General features: G+C 68.1%; 15 protein-coding genes. 3 read left to right on the forward strand and 12 right to left on the reverse strand.

From position 1 onward, the window contains the following. Positions 1–544: 544 nt before the first annotated feature. The 8 genes from ACW4E8_RS33695 to ACW4E8_RS33730 form a co-directional block, all read right to left on the reverse strand. Positions 545–1,552 (reverse strand): tripartite tricarboxylate transporter substrate-binding protein, encoded by a 1,008-nt coding sequence (locus ACW4E8_RS33695; RefSeq protein ID WP_456808467.1) that lies wholly within the window; start codon positions 1,550–1,552, stop codon positions 545–547. 129 nt (positions 1,553–1,681) lie between these two features. Continuing rightward, a complete protein-coding gene (locus ACW4E8_RS33700; RefSeq protein ID WP_456808468.1) occupies positions 1,682–2,254 on the reverse strand; it encodes a dihydrofolate reductase family protein in 573 nt (190 codons plus the stop codon). A gap of 94 nt (positions 2,255–2,348) precedes the next feature. Beyond that, complete coding sequence (locus ACW4E8_RS33705; RefSeq protein ID WP_456808469.1) at positions 2,349–5,078, reverse strand: molybdopterin-dependent oxidoreductase; 2,730 nt, start codon at positions 5,076–5,078, stop codon at positions 2,349–2,351. 41 nt (positions 5,079–5,119) lie between these two features. Beyond that, positions 5,120–6,361, reverse strand: a complete 1,242-nt coding sequence (locus ACW4E8_RS33710; RefSeq protein ID WP_456808470.1) for an NAD(P)/FAD-dependent oxidoreductase — start codon at positions 6,359–6,361, stop codon at positions 5,120–5,122. A gap of 58 nt (positions 6,362–6,419) precedes the next feature. Beyond that, positions 6,420–6,803, reverse strand: a complete 384-nt coding sequence (nirD, locus tag ACW4E8_RS33715; RefSeq protein ID WP_035819518.1) for a nitrite reductase small subunit NirD — start codon at positions 6,801–6,803, stop codon at positions 6,420–6,422. Positions 6,804–6,829: 26 nt separating this feature from the next. Next, the gene (gene nirB, locus ACW4E8_RS33720) at positions 6,830–9,391 is read right to left on the reverse strand and encodes a nitrite reductase large subunit NirB (RefSeq protein WP_456808471.1); all 2,562 of its coding nucleotides are present in this window, start codon (positions 9,389–9,391) and stop codon (positions 6,830–6,832) included. A gap of 64 nt (positions 9,392–9,455) precedes the next feature. Further along, entirely contained in the window at positions 9,456–10,775 is a 1,320-nt protein-coding gene (locus tag ACW4E8_RS33725; RefSeq protein ID WP_456808472.1) for an MFS transporter, read from the reverse strand. Between the two features lie 318 nt (positions 10,776–11,093). Continuing rightward, positions 11,094–11,579 carry a winged helix-turn-helix transcriptional regulator gene (locus ACW4E8_RS33730; RefSeq protein WP_456808473.1) on the reverse strand — a complete coding sequence of 162 codons (486 nt, stop codon included), beginning with the start codon at positions 11,577–11,579 and terminating at the stop codon, positions 11,094–11,096. A gap of 78 nt (positions 11,580–11,657) precedes the next feature. Here ACW4E8_RS33730 and ACW4E8_RS33735 point away from each other — a divergent pair, with 78 nt between their 5' ends. Further along, the gene (locus ACW4E8_RS33735) at positions 11,658–12,239 is read left to right on the forward strand and encodes an N-acetyltransferase family protein (protein ID WP_456808474.1); all 582 of its coding nucleotides are present in this window, start codon (positions 11,658–11,660) and stop codon (positions 12,237–12,239) included. A 9-nt stretch (positions 12,240–12,248) separates the two neighbouring features. Here the strand turns inward: ACW4E8_RS33735 and ACW4E8_RS33740 are convergent, their stop codons facing one another. Further along, on the reverse strand, positions 12,249–13,124 hold the full coding sequence (locus tag ACW4E8_RS33740) for an EamA family transporter (protein ID WP_456808475.1): 876 nt from the start codon (positions 13,122–13,124) through the stop codon (positions 12,249–12,251). Between the two features lie 131 nt (positions 13,125–13,255). Next, positions 13,256–13,678 (reverse strand): Fur family transcriptional regulator, encoded by a 423-nt coding sequence (locus ACW4E8_RS33745; protein ID WP_456808476.1) that lies wholly within the window; start codon positions 13,676–13,678, stop codon positions 13,256–13,258. A gap of 98 nt (positions 13,679–13,776) precedes the next feature. Here ACW4E8_RS33745 and ACW4E8_RS33750 point away from each other — a divergent pair, with 98 nt between their 5' ends. Both ACW4E8_RS33750 and ACW4E8_RS33755 read left to right on the forward strand, forming a co-directional pair. Continuing rightward, a complete protein-coding gene (locus ACW4E8_RS33750) occupies positions 13,777–15,960 on the forward strand; it encodes a TonB-dependent siderophore receptor (protein WP_456808477.1) in 2,184 nt (727 codons plus the stop codon). Positions 15,961–15,962: 2 nt separating this feature from the next. Continuing rightward, the gene (locus tag ACW4E8_RS33755; RefSeq protein ID WP_456808478.1) at positions 15,963–17,180 is read left to right on the forward strand and encodes a DUF1624 domain-containing protein; all 1,218 of its coding nucleotides are present in this window, start codon (positions 15,963–15,965) and stop codon (positions 17,178–17,180) included. 28 nt (positions 17,181–17,208) lie between these two features. Here the strand turns inward: ACW4E8_RS33755 and ACW4E8_RS33760 are convergent, their stop codons facing one another. Beyond that, the gene (locus ACW4E8_RS33760; RefSeq protein ID WP_456808479.1) at positions 17,209–18,996 is read right to left on the reverse strand and encodes an efflux transporter outer membrane subunit; all 1,788 of its coding nucleotides are present in this window, start codon (positions 18,994–18,996) and stop codon (positions 17,209–17,211) included. A gap of 39 nt (positions 18,997–19,035) precedes the next feature. Continuing rightward, positions 19,036–20,997 carry a glycosyltransferase gene (locus ACW4E8_RS33765; RefSeq protein ID WP_456808480.1) on the reverse strand — a complete coding sequence of 654 codons (1,962 nt, stop codon included), beginning with the start codon at positions 20,995–20,997 and terminating at the stop codon, positions 19,036–19,038. Position 20,998 lies beyond the last annotated feature (1 nt).

Below are 20,998 nucleotides of genomic sequence, written 5' to 3' on the forward strand. Positions count from 1 at the left end.
GTGAAACAGCTCCGCGCCGATGATAGTGCGGATACCCGTGTGAAAGTAGGTCATCGCCAGGCTCTTATACCGCAGAACCCCCAGCCCCAAAGGCTGGGGGTTTTTGCTTTGGCGCGGCGGAAATGCAATGGCTCGCCGCCGCTCCGGCGTAATACCAAGCCGGTAGCGACGGATAAAGAAGTTCTTCGCAGATTTGCGGGTGGGTGGTCCTTGGAGAGCCCCTGGTTTCGCCCCCAAAGGGGCGAGTCACTTTTGCCCGAGCAACAAAAGTGACTCGCCGGCTACGCCGGCGAAACAACCACCCCCGCCAAGGGCCACAAGACGACCCCATGGCGCTAAGCTCCAAACCGGCATCCTCGCGAACCCAGCCTTTCGCGTGCGAATCCTCCTCGGATTCCACCATTGAGGTTTTGTGGGAGTGCCGATCAAACATGCGCAAATGTGGCGCCAAAAGACCGGCATCATCGGCTAACAGTGAGCAAATGCGGAAATTGAATGCCGCCGCGGAGTCGAGCACGCAAAGGCGGCATACCCAACCAAATGCTTAATCGGCTTCGATCTGCATCGACTTAAGCAGCGGCTGCCACTTGTCGCTTTCAGCCTTGAGCAGCGTGCGCAGGCCTTCCGGCGTCTGCTTGTCGGCCGGCACGATTTCCGCGCCCAGGCCATCGAGCTTCTTGATCACCACGGGATCTTGCAGCCCCTTCTGCAGGGCCTTGGTTAGCCGCGCCACCGCAGCGGGCGGCGTGCCCTTCGGCGCGTAGATGCCATGCCAGACCTTGACGTCAAAGCCCTTGAGACCGCCTTCCTGCAGCGTTGGCGCACTGGGCAGAGCCTTGATCCGCGCCGGCGTGGTCACGCCGAACAGGCGCACGCGGTCGGCCTGGATATGCGGCAGCGTGGCCGTGGTCTGGTCGCACAGCAGGTCGACCTGGCCGCCCAGCAGCGCGGTCAGCGCGGGGCCGGCGCCCTGATAAGGGATCGCATTGAGCTTCACGTGGACCGATTGCTCGAACAGCACGCCGCATAGCTGCGATACGGCGCCCAGCCCGGCATTGGCCAGCGACACCTTGTCCTTGTTCTGCGTCACGTAGCGGATCAGTTCCGGCACGGTCTTGGCTGGCAGGTCCTTGCGGCCCATCAGGGTCATCGGCACGTCCGCCACCTGGCCGACATACTCGAAATCCTTCAGCGGCGCGTAGGACAGCTTCTTGTACAGTGCCGGCGCGGTCGCCATGCCGTTATGGTGGATCAGCAGTGTATAGCCGTCTGCCTGTGCGCGGGCGACAAAGGCGGCAGCAACGGTGCCGCCGGCGCCGGTGCGGTTTTCCACCACCACGCTCTGGCCGAGATCCTGCGACATTGCCTGCGCCAGTGTGCGTGCCACGACATCGGTCGGGCCGCCGGCGGAGTAGGGGACGACCAGCGTGATCGGCTTGCCGGGGTAGGCGTCAGCCGCCACCGCGCCGCTTGTGCCAGCCAGCGCCGAGGCCATCACCATCACGCCCGCCAGCCATCGTGGCCCGGCGTGCAAATACTTCGCATCCTTCATTGCTGTCTCCAGATTGGTGCCGCACCGTGAGTCCGGGGCGGCTTGTCGGGGTTGCGCGGCTAGCATGGGGGCATGCCGCAGCGACCACAATCTGGTTCTCGTGAAGGGTGCCTAATCCCTGATGAAAGATCAGGCCGGCTGGCCGTGCGTGGCGACCACGCGGTATGTGCTTTGCACGAAACCGCTCTCGTAGGTGGTGGTGCGCAGGTGAGCCAATTGGATGTCGTGTCCGGCATCGCCGAACAGCGCGATGCCATGGCCGATCAGCACCGGGATGCGGGTGATTGTCAGCGTATCGATCAGGCCATCGGCCAGGAAGGACTGGATCAGCTTGCCGCCGTCGACATAGACACTGGTCGCACCGGCTGCGGCCAGTGCCGCGGCGGCTTCGCGCACCGTGCCGCGCAGCAGGCGCACATCGTCGGCCAGGGCTGGCGGGACGGCGTCGGCCGCCAGGGTGTTGCTCATGACCATCACCCGCTTGCCGGCATAGGGCCAGGGGTCGAAGGTCAGCACTTTCTCGTAGGTATTGCGCCCCAGCAGCAGCGTGTCGACCGACTGCATGTAGGCGGCGTAGCCGTGGTCATCGCTGGAGGTGGTGGCGGACAGCAGCCAGTCCAGGTCGCCGTCGGCGCGGGCGATGAAGCCGTCGAGGCTGGTGGCGATAAAGACAGAGAAACGCAGGTTCGGTGCAGTGGTCAAGGCTCGCTCCGGGTCGGGGCGATCCGGGGAAGCTGCGGGCAGCCTGCCGGATCCGGGCAGCTATGCTAACCCGGTTGCCCCGCCACTGCACCGCTCAGGCGACTTCGGCCACGCGCACTTCCACCAGCAGCTTCTTCAGTTCCGGCACGCACGAGCCGCAGTTGCCGCCGGCCTTGACGCAGGCGGTGATCTCCGCGGGCGTCTTCAGGTCGTGCTTGCGCACCGCGTCGCAGATGGTGTTGCGGCCCACGCCAAAGCACGAGCACACCGTCGGGCCGGTGTCGGCGCCTTTCTCCATCGGCTGGCCGAGCAGCAGGCCGATGCGGTCGGCGTCTTCCAGCCGCTCGCGGCCGAACAGGCCGGCGAGCCACGCGCGCGAGGGCAGCTCGGGCCGCGTCGACACGTAGACGCACGCTTCAAGCCGGTCGTTGACGACATAGCCCGCATGGTAGACGCCGGCGGTGCGGTCCTCATACTCGAGCCAGTCGGCGTCCGGGTCGGTCACGCCGAGCAGCGCGCGGGCCCAGGCGGTGCGGTCGGCCACGGTGTCGCGGCCGGCGAATTCATAGCGCTGGAACTGTCGGCCCTGCACGCGCGTCCAGTAGGTCAGCGCTTCCGCGGGCAGCGCGCCGCGGCTCAGCACGAAGCCGTGCCAGTTCACGCCGAATGGCTCCACCCGCACCGGCGTGTGCTTGAACTCGGGCTCGCCGGATACAGGATCCACCACCGGATTGACCAGCGCGCCGACGCGCGCGTCGGAGCTGAACTGGCCGTTCCAGTGGATCGGCACGAACACGCTGCCGCGCGGGATGCCGCCGCCATGGCGCACGCGTGCCACCATCGCGCCCCAGCGCGTGCTGACGCGTGCGAGCTTGCCTTCGCCCACGCCGGACAGCAGCGCGTCCTGCGGGTGCATGTCGACGAAGGGCTCGGGCAGGTGGTCGGCCAGCTTGGACGACTTGCCGGTGCGCGTCATGGTGTGCCACTGGTCGCGCACGCGGCCGGTGTTGAGGATGAGCGGGAAATCGTCGTCGGGCGCGTGGGCCGGCGCGCGCGGCGGCGTGGCGACAAAGCGGGCCAGGCCGTCGGCATGGGCGTAGCGCCCGTCGGCAAACAGGCGCTGCGTGCCGGCGCCGGCCGGTGCGCCCGCGGGCAGCGGCCATTGCACGGGCTCCAGCGCGTCATAGTGCTCCTGGTCCAGGCCGACCAGCCCGCCGATGTCGAACACGCGCGGTGCGGCATCGTTGCGCCAGGCGCTCAGGCGCGCGTGCTCGTCGAAAATTTCATGCACGCCCGCATAGTCGAAGCCGTCAAAGCCCATGCGGCGCGCGACGTCGCACAGGATCTGCCAGTCGGCGCGCGCCTCGCCAGGCGCGGGCAGGAACGCGCGCTGGCGGGAAATGCGCCGTTCCGAGTTGGTAACGGTGCCGTCTTTCTCGCCCCAGCCCAGCGCGGGCAGCAGCACGTGCGCGGCGGCGTTGGTGTCGGTGCGCTCAATGATGTCGCTGGTGACCACCAGTTCGCACTTGGCCAGCGCGCGGCGCACCTGGTCGGCGTCGGGCAGGCTCACCACGGGGTTCGTGGCGATCACCCAGACCGCCTTGACGCGGCCGGCTTCGATGGCCTCGAACAGTTCCACCGCCTTCAGGCCCGGGCGGTCGGCCACCACCGGCGATTGCCAGAAGCTTTGCACGACGTCGCGATGCAGCGGATTGGCCAGCTCCATGTGCGCGGCCAGCATGTTGGCCAGGCCGCCGACCTCGCGCCCGCCCATTGCATTGGGCTGGCCGGTGAGCGAGAACGGGCCCATGCCCGGGGCGCCGATGCGGCCGGTCAGCAGGTGGCAGTTGATGATGCTGTTGACCTTGTCGGTGCCTGCCGACGACTGGTTGACGCCTTGCGAGAAGGCCGTCACGGTCTTTTCGGTCTCCGCGAACAGCTGGTAGAACGCCAGCACGTCCTGCACGTTCAGCTTGCAGGCGCGGGCCACGGCAGCCGGATCGGCGCAGTCCGCGTCCGCGGCCTGCAGGGCTTCGTCCAGCCCCGCGGTGCTGGCGGCGACGAAGGCGGCGTTGGTGCGGCCTTCGCGCGCCAGGTAGCTCAGCAGCCCGTTGAAGAGCCACACGTCGGTGCCCGGGCGGATCGCGAGGTGCAGGTCGGCCAGTTCGCAGGTGGCGGTGCGGCGCGGGTCGATCGCCACGATCTTCATCTCGGGGCGCGCTTCCTTGGCCTGGGACAGGCGCTGGAACAGGATCGGATGGCACCACGCGGTGTTGGAACCCACCAGCACCACCAGGTCGGCCAGTTCCAGGTCTTCGTAGTTGCCCGGCACCAGGTCTTCGCCGAAGGCGCGCTTGTGGCCGGCCACGGCCGACGACATGCACAGGCGCGAGTTGGTGTCGATATTGGCGCTGCCGATGAAGCCCTTCATCAGCTTGTTGGCGATGTAGTAGTCCTCGGTCAGCAGCTGGCCCGAGACATAAAGCGCGACCGAATCCGGGCCGTGGCGGCGGACGATGTCCGAGAAGCCCTGAGCCACGGTGTCCAGCGCACGGTCCCACGAGACTTCCTGCAGGCTGCCGTCCGCGTCGCGCAGCTTGGGGTGGAGCAGGCGGCCTTCAAGGTCCACCGTCTCGCCCAGCGCCGAGCCCTTGACGCACAGCCGGCCATAGTTGGACGGGTGCTGCGCGTCGCCCGCGATCTCGACCTGGCCGTCGGCACGCACGGTGGCGTGCACGCCGCAGCCGACGCCGCAATACGGGCAGGTGGTGGCGGTGGTGATGGTCGGGGTAGCCGAAACGACCGGGATGTCGGACAGGTTCACGCGTTCTCCGTGCGGGGGCGTTATATGGCTTACGGTGATGCTTATGCGGCGAGCGCTTCGCACTGCGCCTGACCGAACAGCAGGCGCTGGCGCAGCGCGCCCACCGGCGTGCGGCGCTGGATCATGTCGAAGTACCAGGGGCCGTCCTGCACGTCGCCGTACAGCACGGCGCCGACCAGGTAACCGTCCTGCAGCACCAGGCGCTTGTAGACGCCGCGGCGCGGATCGCGCAGCACCAGGTCTTCACTGCCTTCGCTGCCGATGAAGTCGCCGGCGGAATACAGGTCGACGCCGGTCACTTTCAGTTTAGTCGCGGTGGCCTGCTGCACGTAGTGGCGATGGCCAGCGCCGGCGAGATGGGCAGCGCACACGCGCGCCTGGTCCCAGATCGGCGCCACCAGGCCGAAGGTGGCCTGGCGATGCTGCACGCACTCGCCCACGGCGTAGATGCGCGGATCGTAGGTCTGCAGCGTGTCGTCGACGACGATGGCGCGCTCGCAGTGCAGGCCGGCGCCGGCGGCCAGCTCGATATTGGGGCGCACGCCCGCGGTCATCACCACCAGGTCGGCGGGGATCTCGCTGCCGTCCTTGAAGCGCACGCCGGTGACACGGTCCGTGCCGAGGATCTCCGCAGTCTGCGCGCCCAGCAGGAAGCGCAGGCCCTTGCGTTCGAGCGCGCTCTGGAGCAGCGTGGCAGCGGGCTTGTCGAGCTGGCGCTCCATCAGGCTGTCGGGCAGGTGAACTACGGTCACGTCCATGCCCTGGCGCAGCAGCCCGTTGGCCGCCTCCAGGCCGAGCAGGCCGCCGCCGATCACCACCGCATGGCGGTGGTCGCGCGCGGCTTGCTGCATGGTCTCCACGTCCTGGATATCGCGAAAGGCGATCACGCCGTCGAGCTGGTGCCCCGGCACCGGCAGGATGAAGGGCTTGGAGCCGGTGGCCAGCAGCAGGCGGTCGTAGCGCACTTCGCGGCCGGAGGCCGAGCGCACGATGCGGCGCGGGCGGTCGATGGCCACCACCGGATCGCCGGCAAGCAGTTCGATGCCACGCTCGGCGTACCACTCGCGCGTATTCAGCATGATGTCCGCCACCGACTTTTCGCCGGCCAGCACCGGCGACAGCAGGATGCGGTTGTAGTTGCCGTGCGGCTCGGCCCCGAACACCGTGATGTCGTACAGGTCCGGGGCGAGCCTGAGCAGTTCCTCGACGGTGCGCATGCCGGCCATGCCGTTGCCGACGACGACCAGGCGCGGGCGGGCTTGGGGGTTGGCGGAAGGCGTCATGCCGGCATCTCCGTTGGCGTGGCTTGAGGACAGGGGGAACATCAAATGGGCGCCGGTGTCAGGCGGCGAGTTCTTCCTCGGCCTCGCTCACGGCCACGCCGGCGGCGATCCAGACCTTGCCGTCATAGACGCGTGCGGCGTAAGCGTTGACCGAATGCTCGGGGGCTTCCAGGCACTCGCCGGTGCGCAGGTCGAAGTGATGCTTGTAGATCGGCGAAGCCACCACCAGGCGCTCGCCCAGGTTGCCGACCAGCCCGCGCGACAGCACCGCGGCCTGCGAGTTGGGATCGAAGTTGTCGATGGCGTAGACTTCGTCGCCACGGCCGATGCGGAACACGGCGACCTGTTTGTCGTCCACCAGCGCGCACACACCAGTATTGGGCACGATATCGCGTACGGTGCAGACGGCGGTCCAGGTCTCAGGATGGTGGGGATGGCTCATCACGTTCTCCTTGTTTGCGGGCACGGTCAGGCTGCTTTTGCGGGCATGGCAACCACGGGAATCTGGCTCAGGCGGGAACGATGCAATTTCCGTTCCTCCGGCGTGGCCGGGCGGATCTGCCCGCGCTCTTCGATGAAGGCGACGTTGTCGTCGCGGCGGTCGCTGTTGACGAAGTGGCGGAAGCGCTTGCGCGTCTCGGGATCGGTCACGGCCATCTTCCACTCGTCTTCGTAGGTGTCGACCACGTGCTGCATCTCGGCTTCAAGCTCGGCGGCGATGCCCAGCTTGTCGTCCAGCACCACGGCCTTCAGGTAGTCCAGGCCGCCTTCCAGGTTGTCGCGCCAGACGCTGGTGCGCTGCAGGCGGTCGGCGGTGCGCACGTAGAACATCAGGAAGCGGTCGATGTAGCGCACCAGGGTGTCGTGGTCGAGGTCGCTGGCCAGCAGCTCTGCATGGCGCGGCTTCATGCCGCCGTTGCCGCACACGTACAGGTTCCAGCCCTTGTCCGTGGCAATCACGCCAACGTCCTTGCCTTGCGCCTCGGCGCATTCGCGGGTGCAGCCGGACACGCCGAACTTGATCTTGTGCGGCGCGCGCAGGCCCTTGTAGCGGTTCTCCAGCTCGATCGCCAGGCCCACCGAATCGCCCACGCCATAGCGGCACCACGTGGAGCCCACGCACGACTTCACCGTGCGCAGCGCCTTGCCGTAAGCATGGCCGGACTCAAAGCCGGCGGCGATCAGTTCTTCCCAGATGAAGGGCAGTTCCTCGGCGCGTGCACCAAAAAGGTCCACGCGCTGGCCGCCGGTGATCTTGGTGTAGAGACCGTATTTCTTGGCCACCTGGCCGACCGCGATCAGGCCCTCGGGCGTGACTTCGCCGCCCGGCATGCGCGGCACCACCGAATAGGTGCCGTCCTTCTGGATGTTGGCCAGGTAGTAGTCGTTGGAGTCCTGCAGGCTGGCGTGCTCTTCCTTGAGCACGAACTCGTTCCAGCACGAGGCCAGGATGCTGCCCACCGCGGGCTTGCAGATGTCGCAGCCCATGCCCTTGCCATGCGCTTCCAGCAGCGCATCGAAGGACTTGAACTTGCCCACGCGCACCAGGTGATACAGCTCCTGGCGCGAGTACGGGAAGTGCTCGCAGAGGTGGTTGTTGACGGCCATGCCCTGCTTCTTCATCTCGGCCTTCATGATCTGCGTGACCAGCGGCACGCAGCCGCCGCAGGCAGTGCCGGCCTTGGTGCAGGTCTTGAGCGCGCCGATGCTGGTGGCGCCGTCGCACACGGCCGCACAGATCTCGCTCTTGGAGACGTTGTTGCACGAGCAGATCTGGGCGGTGTCGGGCAGGGCGTCGGCGCCCAGCGCGGGCCTGGCCTTGCCGCTGCTGTCGGGCAGGATCAGGAACTCGGGCGACTCGGGCAGCTCGATCTTGTTCAGCATCATCTGCAGCAGCGTGCCGTACTCGCTGGCGTCGCCGATCAGCACGCCGCCCAGCAGGTACTTGCCGCAGTCGGACACCACCAGCTTCTTGTAGACCTCCTTGCGGTCGTCGCTGAACTGGTAAATGCGCGTGCCCGGCACGGTGCCGTGCGGGTCGCCGATGCTGGCCACGTCCACGCCCATCAGCTTGAGCTTGGTGCTCATGTCGGCGCCGCCGAACTCCGCGCTTTCGCCTTGCAGGTGGCGCGCGGCGACGCGGGCCATGTCATAGCCCGGCGCCACCAGGCCGTAGATCTTGCCTTGCCACAGCGCGCATTCGCCGATGGCGTAGATGTCCGGGTCCGAGGTGAGGCACTGGTTGTCCACCACGATGCCGCCGCGCTCGCCCACCGCCAGGCCGCTGGCGCGGGCCAGTTCGTCGCGCGGGCGGATGCCGGCCGAGAACACGATCATGTCGGTGTCGAGGTGGGTGCCGTCGGCAAACACCATGCGGTGCGTGCCGTCTTCGCCGTCGACGATTTCAACGGTGTTCTTGCCGGTATGCGCGGTCACGCCCAGGCCCTGGATCTTCTGGCGCAGCATGCGGCCGCCGCCTTCGTCGACCTGAACCGCCATCAGGCGCGGCGCAAATTCCACCACATGCGTCTGCAGGTCCATGTCGCGCAGCGCCTTGGCGCACTCCAGGCCGAGCAGGCCACCGCCGACCACCACGCCGGTCTTGGAGCGCGCACCGCATTCGCGCATCGCTTCCAGGTCTTCGATGGTGCGATAGACAAAGCAGTCCTTGCGGTCCTTGCCCGGCACCGGCGGCACGAAGGGGTAGGAGCCGGTGGCGAGGATCAGCTTGTCATAGGACAGGGTCTCGCCGGTCGATACCTTCACCGTGCGCGCGGCGCGGTCGATCTCCACGGCGCGGGCATTCAGGCGCAGCAGCATGTTGTTGTGCTGCTCGAAGAAGCCCGCGGGCACCAGCGACAGGTCTTCGGCCGACTTGCCGGCGAAGAACTCGGACAGGTGCACGCGATCGTAGGCGGGACGCGGTTCTTCGCACAGCACGGTCACTTCCACGTTCTGGGCGCCGGCTTCCGCCAGGCATTCCAGGAACTTGTGACCCACCATGCCGTGGCCGACGATGATCAGTTTCATGATGCTTTCCTTGTCCGTAGTCAGTCTTTGCTGCTTGTTGTGCTGTGGGGGCGATGCAGGGGATTCAGTTGGCCAGCGCGCTGTCGTACAGCGCCTGCTCCTGGGCCTTGTGCTCGGCGCTGAAGCGGATGGCGATGGCGCACAGTGCGGCGATGGTGGCAAGGACGCCCAGCACCGACAGCGTGTGCTGCAGGTCGCCCAGGCCCTTGAGCAGGAAGCCCGCGGCGACGGCGCCAACGTTGCCGCCCGCGCCGATGATGCCGGCCACGCCGCCCAGCGCCTTGCGGTCGATAAAGGGCACCAGGGCGTAGGTCGCGCCGCAGGCCATGTGGGTGAACAGGCCGAACAGCAGCATCGCGACCACGGCCAGGGTCACGCTGCCGGCCTGCGCGAACCACAGCAGGCCCAGGCCTTCGCCCAGGATCAGCACGAACAGCAGCGTGGCGCGTGCGTCCAGGCCGCGGCGGCGCGCCGCCTTGTCCGACAGCCAGCCACCCAGGGCGCGGGCAAACAGCGCCAGCAGGCCGAAGCTCGCGGCGGCCATGCCGGCGGCCTTCAGGCTCAGGCCGAAGCGGTCCACGTAATACGAGGCGGCGATGTTGTGGATGAAGATCTCCACGCCGAAGCAGGCGCCGTAGGTGATGAACAGCAGCCACACGCGATAGTTGGCGCTGGCGGCGCGGAAGCTGGCCCAGCCGCCGCCCTTGCCACCGTCCTTGCCGGTGATGGCGATGCCGCGGGCGCGCAGGTCCGAATAGTTGCCTTCCGGGCAGTCCTGGGTGAAGCGCCAGTAGATGACGGCCATGATCAGCATCAGCACGCCCGGCACCAGCAGGGCGAAGCGCCAGCCGAACGCGTGGTCGGCGCCGAGCATCAGCACGGCGGCCAGCAGCAGCGGCATGATGGCCTGCGCGGCGCCACCGCCGGCGTTGCCCCAGCCTGCCGCAGCCGCGTTGGCGGTGCCGACTACGTTGGGCGCGAACATCACCGAGGTGTGGTACTGCGTGATCACAAAGCTGGCGCCGACTGCGCCGATCAGCAGGCGGAAGGTCAGGAAGGTCTCGTAGTTCTGTGCCAGCGCCACCCCCAGCACCGGCAGCGCGCCCAGCGCCAGCAGGCCGGTGTAGGTCTTGCGCGGGCCGAAGCGGTCGCACATCGGGCCGATCACCAGGCGCACCAGGATGGTCACCGCCACCGCCGCGATATTGATGTTGGCGATCTGTCCCGGCGTCAGGCCGAACTCGCCCTTGAGCACCGGCATCAGCGGCGCGCAGGCAAACCACGCAAAAAAGCAGACGAAGAACGCCATCCAGGTCAGGTGGAAGGCGCGCATCTGCGGGGTCTTAAAGCTCAGCAGCTCGATGCGGGTGGCTTTGGCGGTCATCGTCCTTGGCTCCAAAAACAAATGGCGTCCCGCAAACCAGGCCGTTCAGGCCAGTTCAGGGGACGCCGTTGTCCTGACAGCCACTACATGGGATAGGGGCTGCGTATGTGGGGTGGGCCGGTCGCCGTTGACGGGCCCGTACCCTGTTACGCAAGGGGTGTGCCAGGCCGGTATGTGACGGTGAATGGGGGTTTGTTGCGCTGAGGTGCGGCGGAGTGATGCGGGGATGCGCTGTGGTGGGGCGGCCGCCGGGCTGGTGGCACACTCATGGTGCAGTGCGGTGGGCTGCGCTGGTGCTATGCAGCACCGTGGTCGGTGCTACTGGTCCGAAGCCGGGGAGTGGGCGTTGACGGGAGCGATCCGCATATCGCGCGGCGATACTTCCGCGCCGTCCTCGTCAACCAGTGCCGCGCGCACCAGCTTGCCGCTGGCGCGCGAGCGGATCTGCACCGGGCCTTCGCCGGACGGGGCCATGTGGCTGTCGCCCCACTGCATCAGGCCGACCAGCACCGGCAGCAACTCCACGGCGGCGCGGGTGGGGCGGTATTCGAAGCGTTCGCGCTCGCCGGGCTCGCGGTAGCCGACCTTGCGCAGCAGGCCGGCATCGGTCAGCGTCTTGAGGCGCGCGGACAGCACCGCGGGCGAGCATTCCAGCCGGCGCAGGAAGTCGTCGAAGCGCGTCACGCCGTGGAAGACGTCGCGCAAGATCAGGATCGTCCACTTTTCGCCGATCAGCGACAGCGTGGCGGCAATCGAGCAGTGGCGGAGGTCGGACGCATTGAAGGTCATGATGCCGGCAAGCATAGCACGCTGACTTCATTTGCAAAAGTCAGGTTATCTCCTATACTCTGACTACGAATTTTGAATCCAGATGGTGCCAGGATGGATGATCAAAGCGAAGCCCGCAGGGGCAAGGCGGAAAGCTGGACGGTGGGGCGGGGCGTGCAGGTCACGCTGCGCCGCACGCGGCCACAGGATGGCGGGGCGCTGCGCGCGCTGGTGGACGGGCTCTCGCGTGAAAGCCGCTACTTCCGCTTCCTGACCGGCGGGCGCGTGGTGGACCAGATTGTCGACGGCCTGGCCGCGCCCGGGCCGGGCGGCGTGGCGCTGGTGGTGGAGGCGCCCGACGAAGATGGTGTATCAGCCATTGTCGCCAGCGCGGAATACGTGGTGTCCGGGCAGGTCGGGGAATTTGCCGTGGTCGTTGCCGACGGCTGGCAAGGGCAGGGACTGGGGCGGCGCCTGATCGCCAAGCTGTGCGAGCTGGCCCGCGCGGGCGGCCTGCGCACCCTGCGCGGCGACGTGCTCAGCGAGAACCGCCGCATGCTGGCCATCCTGCGCGGCTTCGGCTTTGCCAGCCGCCGCAATCCGGAGGACAGCTACCTGCATGAAGTCACGCTGGCGCTTGGCCAGCCGGCGCGCGGCGAGTTGCGGCTGCCGGCGGACTGGTTCAGCGCGGCCTGATCCCAACGGTCAACTGGCTTCGCGCTTGCCGCGCGAGGTCATGGTGCAACCGACCGAGGCCGTGATGATGCTGGCGATCGCCAGCCATTGCACCGCACTCAGTTGCTCATGCAGGAACGCCAGCCCGGCCAGCGCGCCCATGGCCGGCTCCATGCTCAGCAGGATGCCGAAGGTGCGCCGGTGCAGGCGCTTGAGCGCCACCATCTCCAGCGAATAGGGAATCGCGCTCGACAGGATGCCCACCGCCAGCCCGAACAGCAGCAGCGTCGGGCTGAACATCGCGGTGCCCGCATGTGCCAGCCCGAACGGCAGCACCACCAGGGCCGCCATGGTCAGCCCCAGCGAGGTGGCCTGCCCGCCGTGGGCGTTGCCCGCCATCTGCCCGAATACGATATACAGCGCCCAGCCCACCCCCGCGGCCAGCGCATAGCCGATGCCCACAGGATCCAGCGTGCCGGCGGCATCGCCCACCGGCAGCAACAGCAGCAGCCCGGCCACCGCAAAGCCAATCCACAGGAAATCGATCGCGCGCCGCGACGACAGCACCGCAACCGCCAGCGGCCCGGTGAACTCGATCGCGATCGCCAGCCCCAGCGGGATGGTGCGCAGCGACATGTAGAACAGCAGGTTGGTCGCGCCCAGCGCTGCGCCATACAGCGCGATCGCGCGCGCGTTGGTCCGCGTCAGCGGGATGCGCCACGGGCGCCAGACGCACAGCAGGATCAGCGCCGAGAAGCTCACCCGCAGCGCCGTGGTGCCCTGCGCCCCAAGCGCCGAGAACAGGCTCTTGGCAAACGAGGTGCCGATGCACAGCGACGCCATCGAGCCGGTCAGGGCCAGCACGGCGATCAGGGTCGAGCGTCGGTGGGCGGGGGTTTGCGGCAATTTGGGGATCCTGTTTGATGGCGTGGCCTGTGCAATGCTGCCGCATCATGCGGCAAGCGCGGCACGGGCGCCATATACAGGTGCGGGCCGATGGCTCAGTACAGTTGGCCAGGCCCGGAGCACGGGGCTGCTCAGTGGTCCCGCGCCGCCGCCTTGCGCCGCTTGCCGGGCTTGCTGGCGCAGTCCGGGCAACGGCCCAGCAGCGTCAGCTCATGGTGCTCCACCTCGAAGCCCGGCGGCGTGATGTCTTCCATGTGCCCGGGGCACCCTTCCAGCGGAAATACGCGATCGCACGTCAGGCACTGAAAGTAGTGGCGGTGCGTCACGGCGCCGGGTTCGCCCGCCAGTTCATAGCGGTCGGGCTGGCCCGGCAGTTCCACCGCATGCACCTGCGCATCGTCCAGCAGGGTGCGGATGTTGCGATAGACCGTGGCCAGACCCAGGGACGGCACCTGGCGCTGTGCCGCGGCCAGGATCTCGGCCGGGCTCAGGGGCCGGCCGGCTTCGCGCAGCGCGTCGATGACGGCGCCGCGTTGACGGGTCATGCGTTCCATGCCTAAAATCTTAATGAGAAATTATTATCATTAGTGAGTCGCTGCGGTTTGCCAGTCGGATGGCCGCCGCGGCGACTCGTCTTTTCGGGGTGTTCCTTATGCTGCTTGCGCAGCCCAGCCGTGCCCGGCGCCGCGCGCCGTTTTCGTTCCTGCCTGTTGTGCCAGACTTGCGCCCGGTCCAGGCGCGTTCACTGCGGCCGGTGGCCGCCCTGATGCTGGCGATGTCCGGCCTGGCCGAGGCGGCGGATACCGCCGAGGCCTCCGATATTACGCTGCCGGCGGTGTCGGTGGTCGGCACGGCCTCCGCATCATACAACCCGCGCGAAGCCTCCGGCGCGACCCGCACCGACACCCCGTTGCGCGAGATCCCGCAGTCGGTGCGCGTGGTGCCGCGCGCCATGCTCGACGATATCGCCGCGACCCGCTTTGACCAGACCTTCGACTATGTCAGCGGCATCGCGCGCCAGAACAATTTCGGCGGGCTGTGGGACAACTTCGCCATGCGCGGCTTCACCGGCCATGAGAACACCGGCGCGGGCTACCTGGTCAACAGCTTTGCTGCCAACCGCGGCTATACCGCACCGATGGACGCGGCCACCATCGAGCGCGTGGAAGTGCTCAAGGGCCCCACGTCATCGCTGTACGGCACCAGCGAGCCGGGCGGCACCTTCAACGTGGTCACGCGCCAGCCGCAGTTCCGGCCCGCGCAGCGCTATGGCTTCGAGCTTGGCACGCGTGACGGCTATCGTGTCACGGCCGACGTCACCGGCCCGCTCGGCGAGAACGTGGCCGGCCGGCTGATCGCCGTGGCCGACCACCAGGGCAGCACGCGCGACTACATCAACAGCCAGCGCTACCTGGTGGCGCCGTCGTTCACCTGGACGCTGGGCCACGACACCGTGCTGCAGTACGCGGCCGAATTCCAGCGCTACACCACGCCGATGGACCGCGGCGTGGTGGCCGTCAACGGCCAGCTGGGCCGCATCCCGCGCTCGCGCTTCCTGGGCGAGCCCGGCGACGGCGACATGCGGCTGGACAGCCAGGCGCACCAGCTCAGCGTGGAGCACCAGTTCAATCAAAACTGGAAGGGCAGGCTCGGCCTGTCGTACCGCGGCGGCGCGCTGACGGGGCATAGCAGCGAGGCGACTTCACTGGCCGCCGATGGCCGCACGCTCTGGCGCCAGCGGCGCTACCGCGACTTCCAGTCGGACGATGTCTCGCTGCAGGCCAGCGTGACCGGCAAGTTCAGCACCGGCCCGGTCGGGCATGAACTGCTGATGGGGGTGGATGCCTACCGCTTTGGCAATACCATGGCGATCCTGCGCAAGAACCCCAGCGCCGCGGCGCCGTACGCGATTGACATCTACGACCCGGCCTATGGCCAGCCGGCGCCGCCGATGCCGTGGAACATGGACACGTACGAGCGCCAGCGCAATATCGGCGCCTACGCGCAGGACCAGCTGAGCTTGGGCGAGCGCTGGCGCGTGCTGGCCGGCGTGCGCTTCGACGCCTTCGACCAGTCGCTGGACGACCGCCTGCGCGGCACGCGCACCACGCAGCACCAGAATGCGGTGTCGCCGCGCGTGGGCGTCAGCTACCTGGCCAGCCAGAACGTGTCGCTGTTTGCCAATGCCAGCCAGTCATTCCGTCCCAATGCCGGCGCTGACGCCGCGGGCCGGCCGTTCGACCCTGAACGCGGCCGCGCCGTGGAGGCCGGCATCAAGTTCGACAGCGAGGACCGCCGCACCGGCGCCACGCTGGCCATCTTTGAGATCCGCAAGCGCAATGTGCTGGCCGCCGACCCGTCCGATCCGTCCTTCTATATCGCCGCCGGCGAAGCGCGCAGCCGCGGCCTGGAGCTGGACGTGGCCGGGCAGCTTGGCACCCACTGGCGCGTATCGGGCAGCTTTGCGCTGACCGATGCCGAGATCACGCAGGACACGCGACTTGCCGCCGGCACGCCGCTGTCCAACGTGCCGCGCACCAGCGGCAGCGTGCTGGCGGTGTATGAGGATGCCGCGCCGGTGGGCCAGCGCTATGGCGTTGGTGCCGGCCTGCGTTACGTGGGGCGGCGTCCGGGCGATGTGCAGGACAGCTTCTCGCTGCCAGCCTATGTGCTGGTGGACCTGCATGGCTACTGGCAATACAGCCGCAACGTGCGCGTGTCGCTCAACCTGGGCAACCTGTTCGACAAGACCTATTACGCCAGCTCGTACAGCAGCCTGTGGATTGCGCCGGGCGCGGGCCGCACCGTGCGCCTGGGCGTGCAACTGAGCTATTGACGATGCTGCCAGCCAAGGCGCGCACTGCCGCGCCTCTGTCCTCTCCGACAGTCTTCCCTTCTGCCGCGGTCGCGCGGCCGGCCGGCGGCCGGCTGCTGTCCATCGACGCTCTGCGCGGACTGGTGATCCTGATCATGCTGCTGGACCACGTGCGGGATATGTTCTTCCTGCACGTCCAGGTGGCCGATCCCATGGATGTTGCCACGACCTCCCCGGCACTTTTCTTCAGCCGGCTCGCCGCGCATCTGTGCGCACCGGTTTTCATCTGGCTGGCCGGCGTATCGGCGTGGCTCTACGGTGCCGCCGGCCACGACCGGCGCGCCGTCAGCGGTTTCCTGCTCAAGCGCGGCGTGTTCCTGGTGCTGCTGGAGGTGACGCTGGTCGGCTTTGCCTGGACCGGGACCTTGCCGCCGCAGGTGATCTACCTGCAGGTGATCTGGGCCATCGGCCTGAGCATGATGGCGCTGGCGGCACTGGTGTGGCTGCCACGGGCGGTGCTGATTGCCGCGGGCATTGCGCTGGTGGCCGGCCACAACCTGCTGAGCCCGCTGCATTTCCCGGTGGACAGCGCCTGGCACGTGCCCTGGGCCATCCTGCACGACCGCACCTGGATCGAGGTGGCTGATGGCTTCAGGGTGCGCATCTCATACCCGGTGCTGCCGTGGATCGGCGTGATTGCGCTGGGCTATGCGGCGGGGCCGTGGTTTGCCGCCATGGTGCCTGCCGGGGTACGGCAGCGGCGGCTGGCCGGATGCGGGCTGGCGGCGCTGGCAGGCTTTGCGGTCCTGCGCGCGCTGAACGGCTACGGGCAGGAGCAGAAGTGGCTGGCGGGCAACGACGCCTTGCACACCGCGATGAGCTTCTTCAACGTCACCAAATACCCGCCGTCGCTGCTGTTCCTGTTGCTGACGCTGGGTGTGGGCTGGTTGCTGCTGGCGTGGCTGGAGTGTGCGCAAGGCAGCTGGATCGCGCGGCGCCTGGCCGTGTTCGGCGCCGTGCCGATGTTCTTCTACCTGCTGCACCTCTACGTGCTGCAGGGGCTGTACCAGGCCTGCGTGCACCGCTGGGGCCTGAACCAGGGCAAGGTGTTCGGTCTCGACCACGTCTGGCAGCTGTGGCTGGGGGCGGCCGTGCTGGCCCTGGTGCTGTGGCCGGCGGTGCGCTGGTTCGCGGCGCTGAAGGCAAGGCGGCGGGACTGGCGCTGGCTGAAGTACTTCTGACCAGCGCCTGGGTCCTGCACGCCCCGGCTCAGCGCGGCGTAGCCGCGACGGGTGCCGGCTGTGCCGCCGCCGGGGATTGCGCCGGAGCCTGAGGTTGCGCCACGGCCTGGGGCTGGGCGGCGGCCTGAGTCGGTGCCACGGCTTGAGGCTGTGCGGCGGCCTGGGGCCGCGCTACGGCCTGAGGTTGTGCCACGGGCTGAGGTTGCGCCACGGCTTGAGGCCGTGCTGCCGCCTGGGGCTGTGCCGCGGCTTGCGGCCGCGCGGCGGGTGCCTGGCGTGCGCCGCCATTGGCCGCCGGGGCGGCCTCGGTCACCTCGCGCCAGCCGCCGCCCAGCGACTTGTACAGCGATACGCGGCTGGTCAGGCCGGCCAGCTTGTACGTGATCAGCGCCTGCTGCGCGGTGTAGAGCTGGCGCTGCGCGTCGAACACGCCGAAGTAGTCGTCCACGCCGTTCTTGAATCGCATTTCCGACAGCCGCCGGGTCTCGCTGCCTTCGCGCACCAGGGCTTCCTGCGCCTGCACCTGGCGCTCATAGGTGGCGCGTGCCGCCATGCTGTCGGCGACCTCGCGGAACGCGGTCTGGATGGTCTTCTCGTAGTTGGCGATGTTGATGTCCTTGCGCACATTGGCCGCATCCAGCCCGGCACGATTGCGCCCCGCGTCGAAGATCGGCACGGTCAGCTGCGGCGCGAATACCCATGCCAAGCCGCCGGAGAACAGCCCCGCCAGGCTGCTGCTGGCCACGCCCAGCGCGCCGGTCAGCGAGATGCGCGGGAAGAACGCCGCGCGCGCCGCGCCGATATTGGCGTTGGCCGCCTTGAGGCGGTGCTCGGCGTTGAGGATGTCGGGGCGGCGCACCAGCACGCTGGACGGCAGCCCTTCGGGGAACTCGCTCACCAGGGTGCGCGCGTCCAGCGGATCTTGCGCGGCCGCGTTGGCGTTGGCAGTTGCCGCGCCGGCATCGGTCACGGATTTCGGCAACGGGCCGCCGATCAGCAAGGACAGCGCGTTCTCATCCTGCGCTACCTGCCGCGTGTATTGCTCAACGCCCACCTGCGAGGTCTGCACCTGGGTTTGCGCGCGATGCTGGTCCAGTTGCGCCATCGCACCGACCTGCCGCCCGCGCCGCACCATCTCCGCCGCGTCCTGCTGCGTCTTCAGCGTGTCCTGCGACAGCTTCAGCAGCGCGCGGTCGGCCAGCAGCGTCAGGTAGGCGTTGGCCACCTCGGACACCAGGCTGATCTGCGCACTGCGGCGCGCTTCTTCCGTGGCCATGTATTCCTCGAGGGCGGCATGCTTGAGGCTGCGCACCCGGCCGAAGAAATCAAGCTCGAATGCGGTGAAGCCGATGCCGGCGTTGTAGGTGGTGATCTGCGGCGACTGGCCCGCCGCGCGCAGCCGTTGCGGCAGCCGCTGCGAGACCATGCCGGCATTGCCTTCCACCGTGGGGAATTGCGCCGCGCGCTCGATTTGGTACAGCGCGCGCGCTTCGTCAATGGCAAGCGTGGCCATGCGCAGGTCGCGGTTGTTGGCCAGCGCCAGTTCGATCAGCTGGCGCAGTTGCGGGTCGACGAAAACATCGCGCCATCCCAGGTCCGCGGCCGAAGGACCGGCGGGTTGGGCCGGCTGGCCCGGCTGTGCCGCACCGGCCTGCGGGGTGCGGTAGGCAGCGCCCTCCGGCCACGCCGACGGGACCGGCGCGTCGGGGCGCTGGTACTGCGGCTCGAGCGTGCAGGCCGCAAGGGCCAGCACGAGTGCGCCGGGCAGCAGCAGGCGCGGCGGGGGCAGGGTACGGGGGCGTGGCAAGCTTCGCATGGATGGTTCCGGAGAGTGGTGATTGTTATCTGGCATGGTTCAGCCCAGCAGCGCGCGCCGCACAAAGCGCGACAGCGCCAGCTTGGGCTGCCCCTGCTGGGCGATGTTGTGTGCGGGATCGGTGAACAGCAGCCGGATCAGCGCGTGGCGTGCCGCCATGCCGGCGTTCAGGGCGATGCCCAGCAACTGGCCGTCACGGCGCACCACGCGGCACGGGATCCAGCCGGTCTGCGCGAGCCACAGCGCGCCCTCGGTGCCGGCGGGGAAGGCCGGCGCCAGCGGCGTGGTGACGGCAACGCCGTTGCAGGAAAGATCCCTGGTGGTCACGCGGTATTCCTTGTCATTCACGCGCAGCAGCGCTGCCGCGCGGTGCGGGAAGCGCTCTTCCTTGCGCGGGCGCGGCAGTTCCACGCAGACCAGCAGCGAGGCCAGGTACAGCATCAGCGCCACCCCGGTCCAGATCGTGTTGAAGGCGAGCCCTTGCGCATCGGGGTCCACCACCAGTGCGCGGCCCAGTCCCAGCGCGGAGAAGCCCAGCAACCCCGCGTACAGCGCAACGAACTTGCCGTGGATCACCAGCTTGGAGCGGTCCAGCCCCTTGTTGGTCACCTTGAACGGCCGCCCGAACGGCTTGAACATCGCGCTCACCAGCGATGCGGTGACGGCCAGCGCCGCCACGATCTGCGTGACTTCGGTGAAGATCGGCAGCGCGCGCTGGCCGGTGATCCAGATGCTGTACGCCCAGTACGCCACCAGCGCCGGCAGGCCGTAGGCGAGGAACTGCAGCGGCTCGCCGTACAGCGTGGAGACGCCGAAGTACCAGTACAGCAGCGGCCCTGCCAGCAGCATCAGCGTGAACGGCCGCGACAGCCAGTGCAACAGGCCGTGCACGTAGTGCAGCCGCTGCATCCCGGTGTAGACGCGCCCGCGCAGCGGCCCGTCCGCAGTCAGCGCCACCTGGATCGTGCCCAGCCCCCAGCGGCTGCGCTGGCTGATGTACTCGGGCAGGCCTTCGGCGGACAGGCCCACGCTCAGGCGCTCATTGAGCCAGCGCGTGATATAGCCGTGCGGCAGCAGCCGGTAGGTCAGGTGGATGTCCTCGGTCACCGTGCCGGTGGGGAAGCCGCCGATCAGGTCGATCAGGTCGCGCCGCACCACGAACGAGGTGCCGATGCAGAACGCCGCGCCCCAGGCGTCCTTGGCCGGCTGCATCACGTCGAAGAAGGCGCGTTGCTCATCGACCCAGCATTCGGTGGCGCGCAGGTTGTACTGGATCGGATCCGCGTTGTAGTAGAACTGGGGCGTCTGCACCACGCCCACGCGCGCATCGCTGAACAGGCCCACGGTGCGCAGCAGGATATTGCGATGCGGCGCGAAGTCGGCGTCCAGCACCAGGATGTAGGGCGCGCCGCCGGCCGCGGCGCTGTGGCGCAGGCCGTTGTTGAGATTGCCGGCCTTGGCGTGGGCATTGTCCGGGCGCGTCACGTAGTGCGCGCCGACGCCTTCGCAGAACTCGCGCAGCCAGTCGCGGCGGGTGTCGTCCAGCACCCAGACGCGGAAGTCCGGGTAGTCGATCGCCAGTGCCGAGACAATAGTCTTCTCCAGGATATCCAGGCCTTCGTTGTAGGTGGCGATGAAGATGTCCACCGGCGGCACCTGCTGCGCGCGGCGCAAGGCGGCCTCGCCCGCGTCGGCGTCGGGGGTGTGGTTGCTGGTGCGCGCCAGCACCACGATCGACAGCAGCGTATAGGTCAGCGTCATGCATTCGAAGGCAAAGAACACATGGGCCCACACGCTGGCGAAGGTCATCTGCCAGTCGGGCAGTGTTTCGCGGATGCGCCAGGTCAGGTACACCGCCAGCAGCAAGGCAGTGACGCCGCCGAACAGCACACGGTCCGCTGGCCGGTCATGCCGGCACAGCATCGAGAGCAGCACCATCGCCAGCAGCACGCCGCCGTTGATGACCAGCAGCGTCTGGTTTTCCAGAAACAGGGCGAACATC

The sequence above is a fragment of the Cupriavidus sp. CP313 genome, from assembly GCF_054072015.1.